The sequence below is a fragment of the uncultured Thiothrix sp. genome (assembly GCF_937873765.1).
GTDB lineage: Bacteria > Pseudomonadota > Gammaproteobacteria > Thiotrichales > Thiotrichaceae > Thiolinea.
In genome coordinates, this window is sequence record NZ_CALMZC010000016.1 from 38,653 (window position 1) to 61,136 (window position 22,484).

General features: G+C 45.9%; 19 protein-coding genes and 1 other RNA gene. 7 read left to right on the plus strand and 13 right to left on the minus strand.

Annotated elements, in window-relative coordinates; translation table 11 throughout:
* The first annotated feature begins 6 nt into the window (after positions 1–6).
* From Q0307_RS05860 to Q0307_RS05875, 4 genes are read left to right on the plus strand one after another with little or no spacing between them, the layout of a single operon-like run.
* Positions 7–1,041: an ABC transporter ATP-binding protein gene (locus Q0307_RS05860; protein WP_298657963.1), complete on the plus strand. Its 1,035-nt coding sequence runs from the start codon at positions 7–9 to the stop codon at positions 1,039–1,041.
* A complete protein-coding gene (gene dalD, locus Q0307_RS05865; protein ID WP_298657966.1) occupies positions 1,038–2,429 on the plus strand; it encodes a D-arabinitol 4-dehydrogenase in 1,392 nt (463 codons plus the stop codon). The genes Q0307_RS05860 and dalD overlap by 4 nt, the downstream gene beginning before the upstream one ends.
* Positions 2,429–3,214: an L-iditol 2-dehydrogenase gene (locus Q0307_RS05870; protein ID WP_298657969.1), complete on the plus strand. Its 786-nt coding sequence runs from the start codon at positions 2,429–2,431 to the stop codon at positions 3,212–3,214. Before dalD ends, Q0307_RS05870 begins: the two co-directional genes overlap by 1 nt.
* Positions 3,215–3,234: 20 nt before the next feature.
* Positions 3,235–4,161, plus strand: a complete 927-nt coding sequence (locus Q0307_RS05875) for an AraC family transcriptional regulator (RefSeq protein WP_298657972.1) — start codon at positions 3,235–3,237, stop codon at positions 4,159–4,161.
* A gap of 46 nt (positions 4,162–4,207) precedes the next feature.
* Here the strand turns inward: Q0307_RS05875 and dsbD are convergent, their stop codons facing one another.
* Both dsbD and Q0307_RS19050 read right to left on the minus strand, forming a co-directional pair.
* Positions 4,208–6,118, minus strand: coding sequence for a protein-disulfide reductase DsbD (gene dsbD / locus Q0307_RS05880; RefSeq protein ID WP_298657973.1), 1,911 nt, complete (start codon positions 6,116–6,118; stop codon positions 4,208–4,210).
* Between the two features lie 376 nt (positions 6,119–6,494).
* The gene (locus Q0307_RS19050; RefSeq protein ID WP_366936749.1) at positions 6,495–6,611 is read right to left on the minus strand and encodes an IS1 family transposase; all 117 of its coding nucleotides are present in this window, start codon (positions 6,609–6,611) and stop codon (positions 6,495–6,497) included.
* A gap of 668 nt (positions 6,612–7,279) precedes the next feature.
* Between Q0307_RS19050 and Q0307_RS05885 the strand changes: the two genes are divergently transcribed.
* Positions 7,280–7,471 carry a hypothetical protein gene (locus tag Q0307_RS05885; protein WP_298657975.1) on the plus strand — a complete coding sequence of 64 codons (192 nt, stop codon included), beginning with the start codon at positions 7,280–7,282 and terminating at the stop codon, positions 7,469–7,471.
* A gap of 25 nt (positions 7,472–7,496) precedes the next feature.
* Here the strand turns inward: Q0307_RS05885 and Q0307_RS05890 are convergent, their stop codons facing one another.
* The 9 genes from Q0307_RS05890 to Q0307_RS05930 all read right to left on the minus strand — a co-directional run bounded on the left by Q0307_RS05890 (position 7,497) and on the right by Q0307_RS05930 (position 14,871).
* Entirely contained in the window at positions 7,497–7,847 is a 351-nt protein-coding gene (locus tag Q0307_RS05890; protein ID WP_298657978.1) for a RidA family protein, read from the minus strand.
* 888 nt (positions 7,848–8,735) lie between these two features.
* Positions 8,736–10,469, minus strand: a complete 1,734-nt coding sequence (locus tag Q0307_RS05895) for a DUF927 domain-containing protein (RefSeq protein ID WP_298657981.1) — start codon at positions 10,467–10,469, stop codon at positions 8,736–8,738.
* Positions 10,466–11,383 carry a toprim domain-containing protein gene (locus Q0307_RS05900; protein WP_298657983.1) on the minus strand — a complete coding sequence of 306 codons (918 nt, stop codon included), beginning with the start codon at positions 11,381–11,383 and terminating at the stop codon, positions 10,466–10,468. The genes Q0307_RS05895 and Q0307_RS05900 overlap by 4 nt, the downstream gene beginning before the upstream one ends.
* 139 nt (positions 11,384–11,522) lie before the next feature.
* Positions 11,523–11,705: an AlpA family transcriptional regulator gene (locus tag Q0307_RS05905; protein ID WP_298657988.1), complete on the minus strand. Its 183-nt coding sequence runs from the start codon at positions 11,703–11,705 to the stop codon at positions 11,523–11,525.
* A gap of 304 nt (positions 11,706–12,009) precedes the next feature.
* Positions 12,010–13,512 carry a hypothetical protein gene (locus Q0307_RS05910; protein WP_298657991.1) on the minus strand — a complete coding sequence of 501 codons (1,503 nt, stop codon included), beginning with the start codon at positions 13,510–13,512 and terminating at the stop codon, positions 12,010–12,012.
* Positions 13,513–13,523: 11 nt separating this feature from the next.
* Positions 13,524–13,871 (minus strand): hypothetical protein, encoded by a 348-nt coding sequence (locus Q0307_RS05915; RefSeq protein ID WP_298657993.1) that lies wholly within the window; start codon positions 13,869–13,871, stop codon positions 13,524–13,526.
* Positions 13,872–13,963: 92 nt separating this feature from the next.
* Positions 13,964–14,308, minus strand: coding sequence for a hypothetical protein (locus Q0307_RS05920; protein WP_298657996.1), 345 nt, complete (start codon positions 14,306–14,308; stop codon positions 13,964–13,966).
* Between the two features lie 81 nt (positions 14,309–14,389).
* The gene (locus tag Q0307_RS05925) at positions 14,390–14,674 is read right to left on the minus strand and encodes a hypothetical protein (RefSeq protein ID WP_298657998.1); all 285 of its coding nucleotides are present in this window, start codon (positions 14,672–14,674) and stop codon (positions 14,390–14,392) included.
* A 32-nt stretch (positions 14,675–14,706) separates the two neighbouring features.
* The gene (locus Q0307_RS05930; RefSeq protein WP_298658002.1) at positions 14,707–14,871 is read right to left on the minus strand and encodes an Arc family DNA-binding protein; all 165 of its coding nucleotides are present in this window, start codon (positions 14,869–14,871) and stop codon (positions 14,707–14,709) included.
* Positions 14,872–15,015: 144 nt separating this feature from the next.
* Here Q0307_RS05930 and Q0307_RS19055 point away from each other — a divergent pair, with 144 nt between their 5' ends.
* Positions 15,016–15,234: an Arc family DNA-binding protein gene (locus Q0307_RS19055; RefSeq protein ID WP_366936756.1), complete on the plus strand. Its 219-nt coding sequence runs from the start codon at positions 15,016–15,018 to the stop codon at positions 15,232–15,234.
* 1,480 nt (positions 15,235–16,714) lie between these two features.
* Here Q0307_RS19055 and Q0307_RS05935 read toward each other — a convergent pair.
* Together Q0307_RS05935 and ssrA are read right to left on the minus strand one after the other, a co-directional pair.
* Positions 16,715–17,944: an integrase arm-type DNA-binding domain-containing protein gene (locus Q0307_RS05935; protein WP_298658005.1), complete on the minus strand. Its 1,230-nt coding sequence runs from the start codon at positions 17,942–17,944 to the stop codon at positions 16,715–16,717.
* 159 nt (positions 17,945–18,103) lie between these two features.
* Positions 18,104–18,465: a transfer-messenger RNA gene (gene ssrA, locus Q0307_RS05940) on the minus strand.
* Between the two features lie 113 nt (positions 18,466–18,578).
* On the opposite strand from ssrA, the gene purL reads away from it, so the two are divergent.
* Positions 18,579–22,469 (plus strand): phosphoribosylformylglycinamidine synthase, encoded by a 3,891-nt coding sequence (gene purL / locus Q0307_RS05945; protein ID WP_298658007.1) that lies wholly within the window; start codon positions 18,579–18,581, stop codon positions 22,467–22,469.
* Positions 22,470–22,484: the final 15 nt, after the last annotated feature.

A 22,484-nucleotide genomic window follows, 5' to 3' on the forward strand; every position in this document is an offset into this window, starting at 1 on the left:
TAAGTGATGGCATTTTTAGAATTAAAAGGCGTTGAGAAATTTTACGGCAAACTCCGTGCAATCAAAGGTATCGACTTAGCGATTGAAAAGGGTGAGTTTATTGTGTTCGTTGGCCCCTCTGGCTGTGGCAAATCGACCTTACTGCGCATGATTGCAGGCTTAGAAACCATTAATGGTGGTAAGCTCATGTTAGACAGCAAAGATATTACTGATGCTCCTTCTTCACAACGCGATTTGGCCATGGTGTTCCAGTCTTATGCGCTCTATCCCCATATGACAGTGGAAGAGAATATGTCCTTTGCGCTGCGTCTCGCGAAAGTTGCTCCCGAAGTGATTAAAGAGAAGGTCAGCAAAGCGGCAGAAAAGCTTAATTTGACCAGCTATTTGCAACGTACCCCCAAAGCTTTATCTGGTGGTCAACGCCAACGCGTGGCCATTGGACGGGCGATTGTACGCCAGCCAAAAGTGTTTTTATTCGATGAGCCTTTATCCAATTTGGATGCAGCTTTACGGGGTCAAACACGGGTCGAAATCGCTAAATTACATCGCGAATTGGGTGCGACTACGATTTATGTTACCCATGATCAGGTAGAAGCCATGACTTTGGCAGATCGCGTGGTGGTCTTGCGTGATGGCATGATTGAACAGGTAGGCACTCCATTAGAGTTATACGACAGTCCTGCGAACCGTTTCGTGGCGCAATTCATCGGTATGCCGCAAATGAATGTCTTGCCAGCTAGCATGTTTCCCAAAGCAGGCCAAGCACACGAAATCGGTGTCCGCCCTGAACATTTAAGCATTGTTGCTGCGAATGAAGGGCAATTGCACGGTACGGTAGAGTTGATTGAAGCACTCGGTAATGAAACCCTGATTCACGTGAATTTAGGCACCACCCTGATTATTGTGCGTCTGTATGAACGTACTCTCTTACAGCTTGGTGAGCAAGTTGGTGTGCAGTTTGACCCTATGCATTTGCATCGTTTCGATAAAGAGGGTAAGGCAATTTTTGGCCTGAATAAACTCTCAGGAGTGGCAGCATGAGCGCCGCTATTTTAACTCAACTGCATTTAGGTTTAGGCTCTTTCCATCGCGCCCATCAAGCGGTGTATATGCAAGCCCTGCACGATCAAGGTGAGCAAACTTGGCGGATTGTTGGGGGCAATTTACGCCCTGATATGCTTGAAACCGTGGCCGTACTCCAAGCGAGTCACGGTGCTTATACCTTAGAAACGGTGAACACGGCTGGCGAGCGCTTTTATCAATATATTACGGCGATCCAAGCAGTAATTAGTTGGGATCAAGAGTTGAGCGGCCTCGTAAAAGTCGCTTCTGACCCTAACACCCGCATTATTTCTTTTACGGTCACCGAGGCGGGCTATTATCTGGATGCGCATAATCACTTAGATGAAAACTTTGCTGATTTGCGCTCTGATTTAGCGGGTCAAACCTGCTCGACGATTTATGGTGCTTTAAGCAAACTTCTGCATGCACGCATGCAAGCAGGGGCAGGCAAAGTCACCTTACTCAATTGCGATAATCTGCGCAGCAATGGTGAGCGTTTCTTGAGTGGTTTAAAGCAGTTTTTAGCAAAACATGATGATCAGACTTTATTAGCTTGGGTGTCTGCGCATACCACTGCACCTAACTCCATGGTAGATCGCATTACCCCACGGCCTACTCCCGATATTCGTGAACGGGTTAAAGCAGCTACTGGACGTGATGATCCCGCCGCTTTAATGGGCGAAACTTTTATTCAATGGGTAGTGGAGGATCATTTCGCGAATGGTCGCCCTGCATGGGAAACGGTCGGCGTGGAGATGGTTAAAGATGTGATGCCTTATGAAGAGGCCAAGATTCGTCTGCTGAATGCAACGCATAGTTGTATTGCGTGGGCGGGTACTTTGCGCGGCTATCAATATATTCACCAAGGTACGCTTGATCCTGAAATCCGCCAAATGGCTTATGCCTATGTTACCGAGGATGTAATTCCTTGCTTAGAGGATACTGCGAAACCGTATCCACTCAATTTGCCTAAGTATCGGGATGTGGTGTTGGATCGGTTTAGTAATCCAAATATCCTCGATACTAATCAGCGCGTCGCGATGGATGGGTTTTCTAAAATTCCGGGCTTTATTCAGCCAACTTTGCGGGAAGCTTTAGACGCCAATCGAAGTATTGATGCAGTCGCACGGCTTCCTGCGTTGTTCTTACGTTTCTTGCAGCGTCAACAGCGTGGAGAAATACCCTTCAAGTATGAAGATCAAGCAATGAACCCTGCTAGTGCCCAAGCGATTTGCACATCCAGTGATCCGATAGCGACTTTTGCTAATGAGCAAGTTTTATTCGGGTCAATTGCAGGTAATGAACGTTTGATAGCGGCCTTACGTAAAGCAGTACCAGTCGTGGATGAATTTGTGAGTAAAACTTAATGAAGTTACAACGTCTACAAGGTAAACACGCGCTGATAACGGGTGCGAGTGGTGGCATTGGTCTAGCAGTGGTGGAAGCTTTCTTAACAGAAGGTGCTATGTGTACTGCGATTGATTTAGCGGCTGAGCCAAGCGCTGAACTTAGAGCTTTAAAACAAAAATTTCCTAGTTTGCAGTATCACAGCTTGAATGTGGGGGATACGGCTGCAGTCAAGGCTCTAGTAACTCAAGTCAATCAGCGGTCTAGCGTAATTAATGTTTTATTTAATAATGCAGCGATCTTTGATATGGCTCCCTTACTAGAGTCAGATGAAGCCATGTATGACAAGCTCTTTGCAGTAAATGTCAAAGGCATGTTCTTTGTCATGCAAGCTGTGTTGCAAGGGTTAGTTGATGCTGGTCAGACGGGTAGTATGATTAATCTTGCCTCGCAAGCAGGGCGGCGTGGCGAAGGGTTAGTGGCACATTATTGTGCTTCCAAAGCTGCTGTGATTAGCTATACCCAATCGGCTGCCTTAGCCATGGCTCCCTATGGAATTCGTGTGAATGGTATTTCCCCTGGAGTCATTGATACGCCCATGTGGGAGCAAGTGGATAGTTTGTTTGCTCAATACGAGGGCTTAAAGCTTGGCGAAAAGAAAATCGCGGTGGGCAAAGCAGTGCCCTTAGGGCGCATGGGAGTGCCGGAAGACATCGCTGGAGCAGCAGTATTTTTAGCAAGCGATGAGTCAGCATATATTACAGCACAGACGCTAAATGTTGATGGCGGCAATGTAATGTCGTAGCGAATGTGTAGGAGAAAATAATGGGTAGTTTAGCTCGGCAAAAAATTTCGCCCCGCTCACCGGAGCTTGAGCGCGACTTTCAGCGCGACCCTGTGTTGGGCTATGAGCCAGCCGGTTCATACGGCTATATTCGTTGCCTTGAGCATGGAGCACCGAATCCCTTGATTCGCTGGCATTATCACGAAGAATATGAATTACACTTGATCGTTGAAACCACCGGCAAAGTGTTTGTCGGTGACTATATTGGCCGCTTTGAGCCTGGTCATCTAGTGCTGACGGGGCCACGTTTGCCGCATAACTGGATTTCTAGTGAGTTACCGGCAGCCGGTGTGCAGGTGCGCGATTTGGTACTGCAGTTTTCTGATGAACCTTTACGCAAAGCTGCTGAGCATTTACCTGAACTACGTGAGGCTTTGCCGCTGTTAGAGCGTGCTAAGCACGGGATTGAGTTCATGGGCTTAAGTGAACAAGCTTATGAGCGGATTGTAAAAATTAGGCAATCATCAGGGTTGCAACGCTTCAGCGAATTCGTAGGTTTATTGAGTTTGCTAGCGCGCCACTATGATTATCGGTTGCTCTCCAATGTACAGTTACAAAGCTTTGATGATGATGACTCATTGCGGCAGATTAGTGAGGTCGTCGATTATATTACAGCTAACTATGCCAATCAGTTTGCCCTGATTGATATTGCCAAGCGAGTAGGGATGAGTGAAAGTCGGTTTTCGCGCTATTTCCGACGTGCCACGGGAAATACCTTTACCGATTTTGTGAATCGCTTACGCGTAAATCGTGCCTGCCAATTATTGATGGAAACCGATCAATATGTGAGTACGATTTGCTATAGCGTCGGCTTTAATAATATTGCTAATTTCAATCGGCGCTTTATGGAGTTGAAAGGTATAACGCCGAGTGATTATCGTAAACAAGGGGAAGAGCGTTATGGCTAGCCAAGTTGTAATGCAGTGCCAGCTTGGCTATTGGTGCTTCATAAGATTAAGGCGCTTGAATTTGGCTAACATGCTTGGCAAATGGTTCAGCGCGCATAAAACCGACTATCCGCAAATTTTTACGCTCTTGCCCATGCGTATCAAAAATAATAATGCCGGGCGGCCCATACAGATTAAATTGAGCTAATAATTCGCGATGCGCCTTAGTAATCGAGGATAAATCAGCACGTAAAAGTACAAAGTTTTGTAAAGCTGTTTTTACCGTTGGCTCAGTGAAGGTGTATTTATCCATTTCACGACAGCTCACACACCAATCTGCATAGAAATCAAATAAGACAGGTTTACCTTTCGCTTCAGCCAAGGCTTGATTGAGTTCGGTTGAACTATTGACTGGACGGAAGCTCAGCTCATTGGCTTGCTCACTACTAAATACCCCTTTTAAGGGTTGTATCAGGCTAGTGCTACCAGCAGCAGCTCCGATGGCTACTAAACTGCCGTGAATTAGGAATAAGACGGCTAATCCTTTCCACAGTGTGCGCCAGCCTGTGCTATGAGCAGGCAAGGGCGAAAGTGCGCCCATGTAAACTGCAGAAATGATAATGAGGGCTGCCCATAAGAACATACTCACCATTTCAGGTAGGATACGCTCCAGCAACGTAAGTGCCACACCTAACAGCATGACCCCGAAAATGGCTTTAACGCTTTCCATCCATGCACCAGCCCGTGGCAACAGTTTACCCGCCGAAGTACCAATGATCAGGAGTGGAATACCCATACCAATACTGAGCATGAATAAAGCTGCTCCGCCTAACAGTGCATCGCCACTTTGCCCGATATAAATCAAAGCACCCGCCAAAGGAGCAGCTACGCAAGGGCCAACAATCAAGGCAGACAGCATACCCATAATCATGACACCGATTAAGTTGCCACCTGCTTGTTTATTGCTAAGATTAGTTAAATGCTGCTGGAAAGCAGCAGGCATTTGTAGCTCATAAAAGCCAAACATGGAGAGAGCAAGTAACACAAACACAGCACTAAAAATCCCTAAGATCCAAGGATTTTGAAAGAGGATTTGTAAGTTGCTGCCGAATAAACCGGCTAAGACACCTACTAGGGTATAAGTGGCAGCCATCGCTAGTACATAGACCAAGGACAACAAGAAAGCACCGCGCGTGCTTAGATTTTTTTGCCCAGCAATAATACCTGATAAAATTGGAATCATTGGGAATATGCAAGGAGTAAAAGACAGTAATAGCCCAAAACCGAAGAAGCTCACCAAAGTGAAAACCCAATTACCATAAGCTAGCGTATCCGCGATTTGATCTTGCTCTGCTTTTATCACCGCCGGTGGTAAGTTGGTAGGGGCTGCTTGGCTGGGGTTAGCTACAGTACCGGTAGCGGGTGGTTCGCTAGGTTCTAAAATAAAGCCTTGAGCTAACTTTGTCGGGTCACTCGGAATGCTTGCACTGTAATATTTTAATTCTGGTGGATAGCAAACCCCCAACTCACCATCACAGCCTTGCCAGCCGACTTCAACTTGGAGATTGCCACTGGTTTTACCACTCAAGTCAATCGGTAGTTTCAAATCAGCCGAATGGTGAAGTACATGCACATTTCCAAAAAACTCATCTTGTTTAGGTTCTCCAGCCGGTAATTGCAGTTCACCGACTTTAAGCTCTGGCGTTAATACCCGAACTTTGAATTTTTCTTTATATAAATAGAATTTCGCTTCTGGCAACTCCCAACGTAATAGCAACTGTTTACCATCATATAAAGGCGAGGTCAGAGCAAAAGCTTGCTCGGGTGGGAGTGGATCATCTTGCTGAGTGGTTTCTTGATTGGCACTATTGGTAGCAAAGGGGAATAATTTACCCGCCGCGTGGGTATGCGTGCACAGCAGGATTAAGAGCGTTAGACTGATGACACGTATCCATACTGGCAACACCGACTGTTTCAAAACTCTAGCCCTCTAGCTAATCATTATTTTACAGAGATTAAATGCAGTAGTTATAAGCTGCAGTTGTTTTCGATGAACTGGCACTCGCACATGGTAGCATGCTTTCCTAAAACAGTGGTTTCAGAAATGGGAGGTGATAGGTGTAGGTTTAAGGCAGGGTGGGGATGGGCACTTGAAACTTAAGTAATTTCGATCATGTCTGATTATATTTGAAAGGAGTAACGGTGGATGAATTTACCAATGATTTTATCGTGTAACGCAGTGGATTTAGGAAAGCATAGAGTTCGTCACATGAGTCGTTTGATGTGCCTGCGTAACATCAGGTTCTAGCGCTCAATGCTTTGGAAATAGCGTTGAGTAATCAGGTGGTGCACCATTATAACAAGAGCGTTAGCGTTGCATCGGTGCGCCGTCCAAAGGCATAGGCAAAGACACGTTTGAGGTGAGGCGACCCAGCATACCAGAGCCAACAGGGTTCGGATTTCTTGCCCACATACGACCATTGCTCATGATCCGATATCGTGAGTTATTAACGAGAGGGCGATTGGATGCACCCAAAAAACAGCATCACTGCTACAACGGCAAGCACAAAACGCATACCGTCAAAGCGTAAGCCCTAGTTCACTACTGCAGCGGGCGGGCTGAGTACGTCTTATGCTGTGGAGTACTACATGACTTCAATCTGTTTACACGAACCTTCGGTATTGCCTCGCCTGCCTCCACTACATAAGGATGATTAAGACTTACAACAGATGGGGTTCTCTGTGTGCTCCCTAGTAAAGGCACGAAACAGCAGAACAAATGAGCGCGAACCACGGCAACGCCGTATTATGGTCGACCCTATCTTTATCCACGTGAAGTGTTTTCGGATGCTTGCCTCACGCGATCACAATCAGTGATAACAATTGGCGTGAGGCTTTAATTTAATCACAGTGATTTACAACGTTGAACTGCCTAGTTTCTTTTGTGAAAGAGGTTTATTATCTATCTATAAACTACTAACGCCTATTGCTCGATTATTAGCAATAACATGTACTAGCCAGTAGTAAGCCAGTGAGTCTCAAATAGTGTTTGTACACGATCAAATGTGATTAAGAGTATGTGACTAGGGCAAAAGGGCGTACTAGGGTTATTGAGAATTGTATGGAATAGGAACTGTTTATGCTCAGCGAACGCGACCGTCATTTCTTCCAACCTAAATGGCGACGTGTAGCCATTACTGCATTTTGCACTACTTGGGCAGCCTTTGAGTGGTATGGGCAAAATTCATTCTGGGCTATGATTGCCACAGGCGCAGCAATATATTGCTATTGGGAATATTTTTATAAATTTGAGCAAAATAAGAGCGCTTAAGCGGAAGCGAGTCTTTGCCTATAGTCTAAAGCGCTGCGGAAACCACAATCTCCACCTGATAAGCATCACCTGCTAATTCAGTCACACCTACGGTAGCACGGGTTGGTGCATTGCCCAGACTAATCCAAGCCTCCCACACCTGATTCATTAGATCAAATTGACTCATGTCTGTCAGATAGATAGTAGCGGTTAGAAGTTTAGATTTATGGGTTCCCGCCTCAGCTAAAAGTTGATCAATTTGCTTTAAAATTACACTGGTTTGGTGAGCGACTGAACCACGGCTGTCAGTTTCATCGACTTGTCCGGCTAAATAGACAATTTCATTGTGAATGACGATTTGGCTCATGCGAGTTCCGCTGTGGAGACGTTGGATCATAGGAGTTTCCATTTGGTTATTCGGTTGCATTATTTAGTCATGCAAATAAGCTATTATTTAACCAAGCTTCTTTATATCAGGTTTCTTCTTTGTATGGCAGGTTTTTTGGAGCGCCTGAAACAGTTGGTGATTCTATTGAATCTCTTTAGAGTTCACCTGTGCTGTATGGGTGGGAAGCCTATCAACGCTCTTAAAGGAAAGTATACTCTCGTCAAGATGATTAGTTTCCCATGCTTGTTTTGCTTTCAAAAACTGTTCATGGTCGATAGTTTCAAAAGCATTTTCTGTTAGAACGAATAGAACCACTAGAAATACAAAACCCCTTACAAATTGCGGTCTGTAAAGGGTCTTGGGTCTATCTGAGGCGGGGACTATTGAAAATACTACTTAAGTAATTGATTTATATAATTTAATTTTATTGTTGTTTTTGTATGTACCGTGAAATATACCGTTTTTTCTTAATCTGACCCCTAAAACCAGCTTAAAACTGACCCTTCTTTTAGCTCTTTAGCTGTGCTGATGAATGGCTTTCTTTAAGACAAATGGTTAGTGCTGTTCTACGTGTTCCACCTGTTCCACCTTTTTTTCTGAAAAATGCAGATTTTCAGGGATAGCCTGCACCAGCTCCACCAGTGTATTTTCGTAAGTAAATGAATTTAAAGATAATTATTTTATTAACGGGCTATCCATCTGTGCTTTTCTACTTCTACTCAGATATACCGTTTTTTCGGTGGAACAGGTGGAACAGGTGGAACAGCGTTGATTTTATTAGAGTTTTTTCAGAAACAGAGGTGGAACAGGTGGAACAGAGCCAAAATCAATAACTTAGCTATTTTCAGACATAAAAAAAGCCGGAACGTGTCCGGCTCTTGTGCGTGTGATTAGTGCTTAGTCTTTAGGGACAATCACAAAAAAGCGTTCTGATTGTCCAGCTATTCTCTTCTTGATGGATGATTTACCTTCGCGGTCTAATCTTAACCAGTTAGCATTCTTTAGCGCTGCAATAATGGCTGTTTTACTATGTCCTTCTGCTAATCGCTCTAATTGGCTGTTATAAACCAGATAAGCGAAGCCGTCTCCGTCGCTATCTTTTGTCTTGAACCCTACTCTATCGGGTACATCCATTATGTTTATGCCTTCACGGTCTACGGTGTGAACCTGAAACTTTACGCCGTTACGATCAATAAACGACTTCACCGCCTCAAGAATCTGCTTTTCCTCACGATTGCCCGTGCCAAATTCAGCAAGCCACGCTTTAAAGCAAGTGAGCGCTGCACTGGTTGCGTCCCCTGCATTCCAGCCGGTTAAACCGTATTGAGTGGCTAGCTCCCCCGCATAAGCGATTAAACCGAAACGATTGGCAACCCGTCCGGCTTGTGAGCTGGATTGTGCATCCAATGCCAAGTCTTTGAATTGCTGAATCTTGTCATGGATTTCGCTAGTAATAGCGTCGTAATTAGCGGTGACATGCTCAAGCCATGCCTCACCCGCTACCCCGTAGTATTTTGCGGATTGTGCTTTAATGTGTTCGGATAGTTCCCCGCCCGTCATACCATGCAATTCTTCAAAAAGACCATATCCGCGCCCTGCATCCGCTGGAACACTGGCTAGCCTTACCTCTTGGCCTGCATAGACGCGGATACCTTCACTTTTAAGGTATTCGGTCAAGGTAAGTTCGCCCGTCGAGAGAATCATTAAACGCCATGTTTTTATGTCTCTAAGGTTGGTTGTTTTAGCTAGCCGCGCCTTTTCTTGCCCATTACTAAGCATATACGCCACTTCTGCTATATCTTTGGCTTTAGCTTCTTTGATTTCATCTAATGGTAAAAAACCATCATTGTGAGCGGCTGCTAAACCTTCTAGGCCGTTAGATGTTCCGCGCCAAGTGCGCTTGTATTGCTTTGGATTACCCCATACAGAACAAGCCAGCTCTAATAAAGTTGTTTTCCCACAAGAGCTACCCCCAAAAAGATGAACGCCACCTGATTCAGCGCCAGCCAAATGAATTAATGTGCCAGCGAAGGCCGAAGAGATAGCCAGTATTAAGCGCGAATTACCCCATGCATAAGCAGCTACATGCTCGCGCCATTCTTCAAGTGTTCCCGCCTTGCCAGCGCTTTTAATGGCTGTGTCAGATTGATAGATGTAATCGTCTGCACCTTCACCGTAGGTTTTATTAGAGGTGACATAAATACGATCATGCCAGCCCGTGCGACTCACACTAGTTAGGCGTTTGTCTGGTGTAGACGATTGGATATAGTCCAATAATTTACCTTTGCAGCCGTGCTTAATATCCAGACCCCGACCCAAAAGGCTTTTAGCAATATCAACACCATCGCCGCCTAATAGCTCTTTAGGCATTGCCCATTTATGCAGATTATTTCTGTTATCGCGCCATTCCAGCAAAACGCCATGATTACAACCCCCTTCATCCGCTGTTGACGCTAACACCTTGAGCAAAGAGCTAATTCTTTTCTCTGGTAGCTGTTGCCCGTCTTTACCAAAGCCAGCGTAATAAATGCCATCCGGTTTAAGGGTGAATGTACCGGTGTCACTCGTGACTTTAGTCACTGGTGGCGTTGGTACTGCTTTTAGATGCGGGATAATTGACGCATGGTTCATGCTGCTACCCCTGCTACTGCTTTACGCGATTCAAACACCATCAAATCGTTAAAATCTGATAGCTCTAGCGGTGCATCAGGTGGAAAGTCTGGCGTAAATACTTGGACATTAGAAACAGCGCGTTTCACCGCTTCGGCTGCATTTAATCCCGTATTGACTGGCTTTGACCTGTCATCATCGGCGTAAATATGCAGTGCGGTATAGGGGTATCTAGCGCGGTATGCTTCAGCTACAGCCAACAGATTACCCGCATCAAAAGCGACTAGCACAGGCCGCTTACCTTGATGCATATAGTCAAAGATACTAGCGCCCGTAGCGAAGCCTTCGCAAAGAATGGCAATCTCATTTTCAAGATGTTCGCTACCCATGACATAGAACAGCCCTTTCTTGCGTCCCCCTGCTAGAAAGCGCTTATCACCCGTCGGTGCAATGGTTTGGTGGCTATGCAACACACCGTCGAAGTCAACCAAGGGAATAATGAGCTTATCGCCTAGCTGCTTTACGCCATGCGCTTGAATCTGTTTTTTCAGTAAATAGGGATGGGCATGACTTGCGGGACTAGCGCTAAACCAATCCGCATAAGCGTTATCTTGCGCCTGCTTTACCTTGGCTTGCTCTTGCTGGATACGCGCCCTTGCTGATGCTTCCCATTGCTGTTTTTGTGCTAGATAGTCAGCACGGCTTAGACGTGATTGATTAGAGTCTCTAAAACTCCAGTTTTCCCTAATGCCTGTTCGATAATCGCCGTAGAAGCCAGCAGGAACAGCTTGATGTGAGTAAAGCTTGCAATAGCACGTCTTGTTTTTACCGAAGCGGATTAGCTTTTCTGGTTCGATATGCGCGGGGGCGCAACCAATCGAGTTATGTATTGCATCTTTGAAGGATGCAACTATATCAAAGTGATTAATATTCATTTATAATTTGCCTTGCTTAAGTCGAGTTGGAAATAAGAATTTAAGCAACAAAAATAGCAGTCAATATTTAGAAACCCATGCGCCAACATGGGTTTTTTCATTTGTGCCTCAGCATCCATACATAAAGCCTTATCCCTTATCAAACAGCCTTCTTCATTGGCTGGCGTTCCATCCATGCTTGCACCTCCTCTTCTTTCCATCTAACAATCTTTTCACCAATGCAGTATTGAGCTGGAAACAATCCAGCGTCCATTAATCGGTAAATGGTCGTTTTACTAATTCCAGTCATTTGAATAACATCTCTTAATTTTAAAAATCGCATAAATACCCCTATTTAAAATTCAATCTATATTAATTTAATAAAAAAATATATCATATTAACACTAAGTATCAGGCTGCCTCTGTTAGCTTGATACCTGCCCATCTTGTACCACGCTTTCTTGTCTTTGATCTACTAGTCAACATCGCTTTAGGTGAAATTCTGCGGTTTTTTTTTGCTATTGTTTACGATAAATCAACATCATTATTATTTCGATCAAAATTAATCATTTTGATTAGAATAAAAATTAAGCATTGTTATTTTTTAATGAGCGCCTACTCAGTTAGTAAGCGCCCGACTGCCAAAACTAAGCCAGAATAAACTTAGCCTTCCCATTGGTGTAATTAGGGTTAGGAATCAGTATCCCCGCCTCTAATGCGCGTGCATTCCATAGCTTGCGGATACGCTCAATTTCAGCCATAGACACGATCAAATCCGCGCCCTTGGTGTAGGTATGCCCTAGCACAAATTGCTTATGATCTCGCGCCCCTTGGTTGATCTTGCCAGCCTTGAGCGCTTCCACCCACAGCGGATACAAGTCCCGTTCTAAGCGTTCCGCTGCACTGCTTAAACCGTTCTGATTTTCCACCGTTTCAGACCGTGCGTGTACGGTGTCAAAACGCTTTTCCAAGACCGTTTCAGGGATAACCGTTTTATGACCGTTTGACCGTGCGTGTACGGTGTCTAAAACGGTTTTTTGAGCCATTGGCGCGGTGTAGTCAACGAAGCCGATAGGGCGATGTTTAGGCAACTCGACGGCTTCCATTTTTGGCTGCTGATACTTAAAAAAAGTGCTAGCCGTAGCAGTGCTAGGGGTCGGCAATCCGAAGCCTATAGGCTGCTTTTCGGGTGTCTCTAGTTTTAAATCAGCAGGGGATCCATTAGGAATAGGGGAGTGATTAATAACTTGAGTACCCGCGCTATATTTAGCAATAGTTAATTCAAGCGCTTCAATTGCATTTAAAGAATCTGCATTGGTTTTGCTTAGAAAGTGGTGAAGTATTTCAAAGCAGATAGCCACGAATAACATCACAATAACCACAGCCGACTTTAAAAAGTCTTTGTAGTCACTGCCATTCATAGCAGCCATGAATTGCGCCAGCATGACAATCACCGGATTATAAGAGCCTGCCTTTAATTCATCTTGACGCTCATATTTAAGTTTATCGCGCTCAATACTCGCTTGTGCATTGGCTTGATTAGCAGCGTTTTCAGAATTACGCAATGCCTCGACTTTTGCTTTATCACCATTGCAATGCTTTTCCTTACCGGCTCTTAAATTAGCTTCACAGCGTGCGAGTTTCTGTTCCGCATTGGCGATTGCTTCAATTAATCCGGTATTGGGCGCGTGATTAATGCTAGCAGTATCTTTTAGCGTGGCTTGGTAGGCACTGTTATTTTCCACTAGCACATTAGCCTTAGCGTCTTGGTTTGCTGAACTACTAAAGAACTCAGAAAACAAAGCAAAGCCTATAACAGTGGTCACAATTAAGGCCGCGCCCCCAAAGAAGCCAAAATGTAGATAGGCATGGTGTTTGACCCATGCCAAGAATAAAGCCATCAGAATGACAATCACCACGGTAAAGCTAAAGCCAAAGATAGCCGCCGCGTCTTTAAAGTAAGCGCTCCAGCTTAGTGCATCGCCTAAGTAAAGATGCTGATTGAACAAGAGATACAGCAGGAAGGTCAGCAGAAAGCCAAGATGCAATAGAGTTGTACCTCTGATCTCGTGCTTTTTATGCTTTTCTAACTTGCGTTCCATTAACTCTAATTGCTTGGCTTTAACCGCTTCATTTTCATTTTTAAACATGATTAATCCCCTTAAATTAAAAGCGCGTTAATGACGGCGGAAAACAGCGCGAAATAACCCATACCTTGGTATTCATCAAAGAACCACAGCACGAATAAGACGCTGAATAAACAGAAGGGCAGGTGCATTCCAGAAAAGAGCAAGGCATACAAAACACCGGCTTTATCTGCCACTAAAAACACTTTGAGCACTGCCCAAAATAAGGCACTAAAGGCCATCAACTTGACCAAAGCATTCACCGCCGTGGGTAAGTGTTCAGCGGCTGCATCAAGGGCGAAGTTAATTTGTTCACGGGATAGGGTAGGGAGGCGATTAGGGCGCGAATTTACGCCCTTGGCTTCGTTTGATTGCTGGTGCATGGCTTAGATACTCCCTACACCAAAGAACGCGCTATAGAGCCACAGAAGGGCAATTGCAAACACTGCTAGTCGGCCTAATGTCAGTTCCATGATTAACCACCTACCTTGCAGCCTTGGAACTCAGTGCAAACCGTTTGCACCGTGGCTTGATACGCCTTGAAGTTGCCAGCCTCCCCCGCATAAGCACGGACTGAACAAATAGCAGTCGCTCCCACACGTGAACCAATGCCGATACTGGTGAGGTCGCAAGCGGTTAAATAAGTCAGGGCGCGGTTACTGCCCAGCGTCAAGAAGGCGGATTGTTCGGCTAATCCTTCAAAGCCGGTGCGAGTTTGCGCGTCGGCTCGTGCGTCAAGGCTAGCCATGAAAGTAAAGGCTGCTAAGGCAGTAGCGAAGATTGCAGCGAATTTGTAAGAACTGTTACGATTGTGTGGCATTTTATCGACTCCTACTTAGTCGGTTTGGTGAAGTCCTTCCTTCGTGTTCCACCACTTAGGAAGGGCGATTGTTAAAGTTAATTAAGCGATTTCTACATTTAAGGCTTTGGCAATCATTTCATCGTCTGCGTCATACGATAGCAGCCAATCAAGAGCTTCCTGTTTATCAAGGTCTATCAATTCATTTGCGCCCCCTGCGTGGCTAACCCATAAGAAAAGCTCCCCCGTTTTATTGGTTCTGTAGAGCGTTTCCGCCTCGAACTTATCCGCATCCTCTACGGTTTCCCCTAATCCGTTATCGAATCCAACTAACAGTGTTGAACTCGCAGTGCTGTATAACTTGCCGTTAATAATTTGTTTCATCATGTTGGTGTTTCCTTCGTTGTGGTTAATAGTGGTTAGGCTGTTTCTTCGGTGCGCTTGGCTTTCTTTTCTGCCAACTTCATGGCATGGCGTAACAGCTCATTAATTTCACCGTTCATACTTCGGTTATTGGCTTTGGCTTGCTGTCTTAGCCATGCGTGAACCTCTTCTTTCATGCGTACTTGTGTTTGTATGTGCATTTAAAACCTCTTGATTAGTAAGTGAGCTTTCTTTTTCTTTGTTGCTGATTCAGCAACATAATGAAACTGTATCAGTTGTTTTTATGACATGCAACTAAAATAGCAACATAATGCAGTACTTTAGATAAACGGCAATAAAGAAAAATGACAAAGCAAAAAGACTATGCTCAAACACAAGTACGCATCCCGCAGGATGTTTTAGAGGCACTCAAGGATTCAGCAGACCGCAACTTTAGAAGCCTAAACGCTGAAATTTTGTATCTACTGCAAATCGGTATGAGTAGGGCGCAACCACACGCCACACCGGAACAAGTACGCCAGATAGTCAGGGAAGAGCTAAGGGCAACCAAGGGCAGGGAATAGCTAACTTAGATTTCAAATCTGAGTTGGAACATTGTTTGATCATTTTTTCTACTACGGAATTTCCGTAACGAAGTAGGTCGGTTTCCTCAACTTGAGGCGACCTACTAAGCTCCGAGAATTACCGGAATAATCAGAAAACCAATGAATTACCCTCACTTGTACGCGCTTGCTTTTGCACAGGTGAGGGGAATCACCCAAAGCATTCACCTACGTGAGCACTAGATAGGCTTTTGACCATGTACGAGGTTTCCGTAGATGCTCCATTCACCTACGTAAGCACTAGATCAGCTCAAAAGTGAGCCGATCAGTCCAAAACTGGACACATCTTGCAGGTAGCCAACACCAACAATAGATACTCCTCATATTCGAGGAGTTAGCGGGTAGGTAAAATATTTTGCATACCTAGCTCTTAGATACTCCTCGAATATGAGGAATTAACGGACTATGACCCCCTGAATATTTAGGAGGTTGAATAATTCACTGCCCATAGTCTCCTAAGCCTTGGCTGGTGTAGGTTTCAAGCGATGCCAAGGGTTGAATAATTCGCTACGGATAGGGTTCACTAACTGTTCACTAATGCTGATAAAGCCTTATCTGGCTTAGGTTTAGTCGTGGTAGAGGTGTTCACTAACTCACCACTGTAACCGGTCGCTTAACTCACTGTAAGCGCTTGCAAAGGCTTGTATTTACTCAGAATTTTTGAGGATACGTGGTCGCTTAACTCACCGCTGCAAAAGGTTGCTTAACCCATCGTAAGCGCCTGCAAAGGCTTGTACGGCCTTATGATTGGTAAGGGTAGGGTGTTGCTTGACTCACCGTCCCGAATATTTGGGAGGGCGCTATCCTCCTGAAAATTTAGGAGGTTAAGCCAATGGGGAAGGGCTTTGGACTGCTGAAAACTTAGCAGCCGCTGCGCTGAAAACTTAGCGTAGTTAAATGTCGACAATCCGACCTTTTACTATTGCGCTGGTGTTTCCGTTTCCATCTAGCCAAAAGGTTCAAGGGTTCAGTAACACACCTCAAACCCTTGCCAGCCTTAGCTTTCGTGGTTCATTAAGTGTTCGGTTAGCTGTTCGGTTTGCCGTTTCCATTGGTTGCGATGGTGCAGAGCATAGCCAAGGGGTAAAGCTGCTTAGAGTTGTTCCACCTGTTCCACCTATGTTTTTTTGAGGTGGAACAGCTAAGAGCTTAAGCCAAAAATAAAAATACTAATAAAAACAATACTATATAACTCTACTTCTTAATCTGTTCCACCTGTTCCACCTGTTCCACCTCTAAAATGCATTTTCCAAAGTAGAGTAGTTTTTTATTGATTAAGTAATTGATATTAAAGGGTATTTATCTTTTATGGCTTTCTTGTTCTACTGCCTATATTACTACTTTCTAATGTTCGATTTAGAGGTGGAACAGGTGGAACAGGTGGAACACAGGCATAAAAAAAGCAGGTCTAAGCCTGCTTAATGTGGTTTTCTGCCTTGGCTTATCCTGCCTTAGCTTTAAACGGTATGACTTGCGCCCCCGCTCTTAGCGTGTCGAGGTAATCCGCCCATTGCTGCATCATGGCTATACGCTGCTTTAAATGCTTGGTGCGGTTGTACGCTGTACCGTTTGCATCCTTAACCGCATGGGCTAGCTGTTGCTCTATATAGATAGGATTCACTTCTAGCGCTTCATCTAAGAGCGTTCTAGCCATTGCCCTAAAGCCGTGCGCGGTCATAGTGGCGTTATCGTATCCCATGCGCCTTAAAGCCTGTCTAACCGTGTTATTACTCATGGGCTTAGTGCTATCGGTCATGGATGGGAAAACATAGCGCCTATGGCCTGTTAGTGGCTTTATTTCAGCCAATAAGTCGAGGCATTGCTTAGGCAAGGGTACAAGGTGAGCTTGTCCCATTTTCATTTTGTTGGCTGGTATGCTCCAGACTGCTTTATCTACATCAATTTCAGCCCATTCCATCGCGCAAATTTCATTAGGGCGCTGAAATAGATAGGCCGACAACTGTAAGGCTATGCGTGTCTCTAAATGGCCTGCATAGCCTTGTATATCGCGCATTAGCTGCCCTACTTGCAGCGGCTCAATAATGGCTGAAAAGCTTTTTCCTCTATAAGCAGGTAAAGCGCCTTTTAGGTCGGTTGTTTGGTCACGTTGGGCGCGTCCTGTTCCTACGGCATAGCGGAATACTTGTCCAATGGTTTGTTTGATGCGGTGTGCTGTCTCTACTGCCCCACGTTCTTCGACCCGTCGCAAACATTTCAGAATGTCAGGCGGTTCTATCGTGGCTATAGGCTGATTACCTAGCCAAGGGAATACGTCATTTACAAAGCGACTCATTAGCTTGTCAGCATGATCACTTTTCCATGTTGGCTTCATCTTCACTAGCCACTCTAGCGCAATCGCTTCAAAGGTATTTTCAGTGATAGCGATTTGTTCGGCCTTGGCTTGCTGCTTGTATTCGGATGGGTCTATACCACGCGCTAACAGCTCCCTAGCCTCTTGATGCTTCTCTCGTGCTGTCTTTAGATTAATGTCTGGATATACGCCAAGGGCAAGGGTTTTCCTTTTGGCTTCATGCGTATAGTCATAGCGCCAATATTTGCCGGACTGCATGACAAACAAATATAGGCCGCCTCCATCGGTATGCTTGGCTGGCTTACCGTCTGGCTTGGTCTTGGCTGCTTTGATTGCGGTATCTGTAAGCTTGTACTTCACGGTATAGACTCCTTAGCTTTTGGTTTATACCGTTACATATACCGCATTATTTCAGGGCTTACTAGGTACGTTATGGGACTACCAGAAACGAAAAAACCCTTACAGATTGCGGCCTGTAAAGGGTCTTGGGTCTATCTGAAACTTACTGAATCTATAAAGTGGTGGAGGCGGGGGGAATTGAACCCCCGTCCGCAAATCCGCTGCTTGAAGGCGCTACATGCTTATTCAATCTTTTGTTTAACCCGCATCCCGCCGATTGACAGGCTGGCTTGCAGGCTGTTTCAGTTTGGGTTTAGCGCTTTTGCCCTGAACAAACGTAAGCGCGATCTTATGTTAGATGATGCCTGAAACTCGAACGCATAAGCACGGCCTCGGTCAGACAGCTATCGGCAGGTTATTAAGCTGCGAGAGCGTAAGAGTCGTCGTTTGCGACTATTTTTTGTGACTAGTGTTTAAGTGGTCACCACACCCACTGCATGCTCCCCAAGTTTTGTAACCCACGTCGAAGCCATGTCGCCCCCACTGATCACCCAACTGGTGGAAGCGCGTATTATATGCGCTTGTGTTCTCTCTGTCATGTGCTTCCGTCTTTCGGTATCATATTTGCTTTAGAAATAACAGGCGATTTGATCCCATGTTGATCCTTCCCGGTAGTCTTGCCCTTTCAAATTTCCGTCGAAACAAGCTCTTAACTGCCCTCCAAGCGCTTGTGCCGACCATAACTGCGATTCAAACTGTGTATGTCCATTTTGTGCGGACTACCCGTGAACTGACCCAAGTCGAACAAACTCAGCTAAAAACCATACTCGAATATGGAGAAGAGCTGGGTGCTGGCTTGCCGAATGGCAACTTATTTTTAGTGACCCCGCGCCCCGGTACCATTTCGCCTTGGTCGAGCAAGGCCACAGACATTGTGCATAATTGTGGTTTAAAAGTAGTTGAGCGCGTTGAGCGTGGGATTGCGTATAGCATCGAAGCAAGTCAGTCTTTTAGTAACGCTGAGCAAACTAAAATTTACCAAGCTCTGCATGATCGCATGACCGAAACCGTATTAAACGATTATCAAGATGCGCTCGTGTTATTCAGTACCGCTGAGCCTGCAACTTTGCGTCATGTGGATATTTCCACTGATGCGCGGGCTGCCTTAGCCAAAGCCAATCAAGACTGGGGTTTAGCCTTATCGGCGGATGAAATTGATTATTTAGCGGCCAATTATGCGGAGCTAGCACGGAGTCCAACCGATGTTGAGTTAATGATGTTCGCACAAGCCAACTCAGAGCATTGTCGCCATAAGATCTTTAATGCGGATTGGATTATTGATGGCAAGCAGCAGGAAAAGTCACTGTTTGCGATGATCCGCAATACTTACCAACATGCGCCTAATGGTATTCTGTCGGCTTACAAAGATAATGCTTCTGTGATTGAAGGCTTTGATGCCACGCGCTTTATGCCGAATGGCGAAGGCCATGAGTATCATTATACGCACGAGCCCGTGCATATTCTCATGAAGGTGGAAACTCACAACCACCCAACCGCAATTTCGCCCTTCCCCGGAGCGGCTACAGGTTCAGGTGGGGAAATTCGGGATGAGGGGGCTACTGGTATTGGTTCTAAACCCAAAGCAGGTTTGTGTGGCTTCTCAGTGTCTAACTTGAAAATTCCCAACTTCACTCATCCTTGGGAACGTGACTTTGGTAAGCCTGAACGTATCGTGTCCGCTTTAGACATTATGCTGGAGGGGCCGATTGGTGCAGCCGCTTTTAATAACGAGTTTGGTCGCCCGAATCTTGCGGGTTATTTCCGTACCTTTGAGCAAGAAGTGCCGGGTGCGAAAGGTTTAGAGTTACGCGGTTATCACAAGCCCATCATGATTGCCGGTGGTATGGGTAATATTCGTGCCGGTCATGTGGAGAAAAAGCCCTTACCCGAAGGAACACCCATTATTGTTTTAGGTGGTCCGGCGATGTTAATTGGTTTGGGAGGTGGTGCTGCTTCCTCAATGGCCTCAGGTACGAGTAGCGAGAATCTGGATTTCGCTTCAGTACAACGTGGCAACCCTGAAATGCAGCGTCGTTGCCAAGAAGTTATTGACCGTTGTGTAGCGATGGGTAAAAACAACCCTATTCTGTCGATTCATGATGTGGGTGCGGGCGGTATCTCTAATGCGATTCCTGAAATCATCAATGATGCCGGGCGTGGGGGTAAGTTTGAACTGCGTACCGTGCCGAATGATGAACCGGGAATGGCTCCCATGGAAATTTGGTGTAATGAGGCACAGGAGCGCTATGTATTAGCGATTGCAGAAGAGCGTCTACCCGTGTTTCGTGAGTTGTGTGAGCGGGAGCGGGCTGTATATGCGCTAGTGGGCACGGCAACGGTTGACCAGCAGCTCTTAGTCGGGGATTCATTGTTTGATAATTACCCCGTGAATCTGCCGATGAATGTGCTTTTGGGTAAACCACCAAAGATGCTGCGCGATGTGCATCATCAGACTTTCCATAAGCCAGAATTGAAGCTGGAAGGGATTGTGCTGCGTGAAGCGGTAGAGCGTGTTTTGACCTTACCAACCGTCGCTTCAAAAGCTTTCCTTATCACCATCGGTGATCGCAGCATTACTGGCATGGTTGCGCGTGATCAAATGGTCGGACCTTGGCAAGTGCCGGTCGCGGATGTTGCGGTGACCTTAACTGATTATGTGGGCTATACCGGCGAAGCGATGGCGATGGGCGAGCGTACTCCCCTTGCTTTAGTCAATCCAGCAGCTTCAGGGCGAATGGCGATTGGCGAAGCGATTACCAATATGGCTGCCGCTGATATTGCAAAAATTGGTGACATTCGCCTCTCGGCCAACTGGATGGCCGCTGCAGGTTATCAAGGTGAAGATGCAGCACTATTTGATACCGTGCGTGCTGTCGGTGAGGAGCTATGCCCGCGCTTAGGGGTTGCGATTCCGGTCGGTAAAGATTCTCTATCAATGAAAACGGTTTGGCAACAAGGCGAAACTGCACGTGAAATGGCTGCGCCCTTATCGTTGATTATTTCTGGGTTTGCTCCAGTCCAAGATGTACGCAAGACCTTAACCCCACAATTGCGTACAGATCGCGGGGACACCGATTTAATTCTGGTGGATTTAGGTAAGGGCAAAAATCGTTTAGCAGCCTCGGCTTTAGCCCAAGTCTATGGTCAAGTCGGGCATTACGTACCGGATTTAGATGACCCACAAGCCTTGAAGGATTTCTTTGAGGCGATGCAAGACTTGCGCAGCGAGCAACTGATTCTGGCTTATCATGATCGTTCTGATGGAGGCTTATTAGCCACTTTAGCGGAGATGTCCTTTGCAGGCCATGTCGGGGTCACCGCAGGTTTGGGGGATTTGGCGGATAATGCTTTACAAGCTTTATTTAGTGAGGAGTTGGGTGCGGTTCTACAAGTCTGCCATTGCGATACGGATACCGTACTATCGGTTTTCCGTGAAATGGGTTTGAGCCACCATGTGCATGTGATTGGCGAGCTGAATGATACGGATGAATTAGTGCTGACCTTTGGGCACGATGAAGTATTGCGTGCACCACGCACACAATTACAGCAACTGTGGTCTGAGACCAGCTACCGTCTGCAAGCCTTACGGGATAATGCAGACTGCGCTACTCAAGAGTTTGAACGGATTGCCGATGCCCAAGATCCGGGCTTAAAAGTTAACTTGAGCTTTGATCAGGATAATGATATTGCAGCTCCCTTTATTCATACCGGTGTGCGCCCAAGTGTTGCGATCTTGCGGGAGCAAGGCGTGAATGGGCAAATTGAAATGGCGGCAGCTTTTGATCGGGCAGGCTTTAAAGCGGTGGATGTGCACATGACCGATATTATCAGTGGTCGGGTGAGCCTGAAAAGCTTCAAAGGGTTAGTGGCTTGCGGTGGTTTCTCGTATGGGGATGTACTCGGTGCAGGCGGTGGTTGGGCGAAAACGATTCTGCTGAATCCACGCGCTAGTGATGAATTTGCCGCTTTCTTTACACGTGCTGATTCCTTTGGTTTAGGAGTTTGCAATGGCTGCCAGATGCTATCCCAACTGCGCGAGATGATTCCGGGGGCTGCACATTGGCCGCGTTTCTATCGGAATGCCTCTGAGCAATTTGAAGCGCGTCTGGCAAGTGTAGAGATTCTAGAGTCCCCATCTCTATTCCTACAAGGCATGACAGGCTCGATTCTACCGATTGCAGTAGCGCACGGGGAAGGGCGCGCAGTGTTTGATACCTCAAACCCTGAACAAGTTTTGGCTGAAGGTTTAGTCGGCTTACGTTATGTCGATAACTACGGTCAAGCGACTGAACACTATCCGGAAAATCCGAATGGTTCACCTTTAGGCATTACGGGTTTAACTACCAAAGATGGACGTTTCACCACCATGATGCCGCATCCGGAGCGGGTATTCCGTGCGGTTCAGCATTCTTGGCGGCCTAATGAGTGGTTGGAGGATGGCCCGTGGTTACGGATGTTTAGAAATGCGCGGGTTTGGGTGGGGTGATTTAAGCTAAGTAAA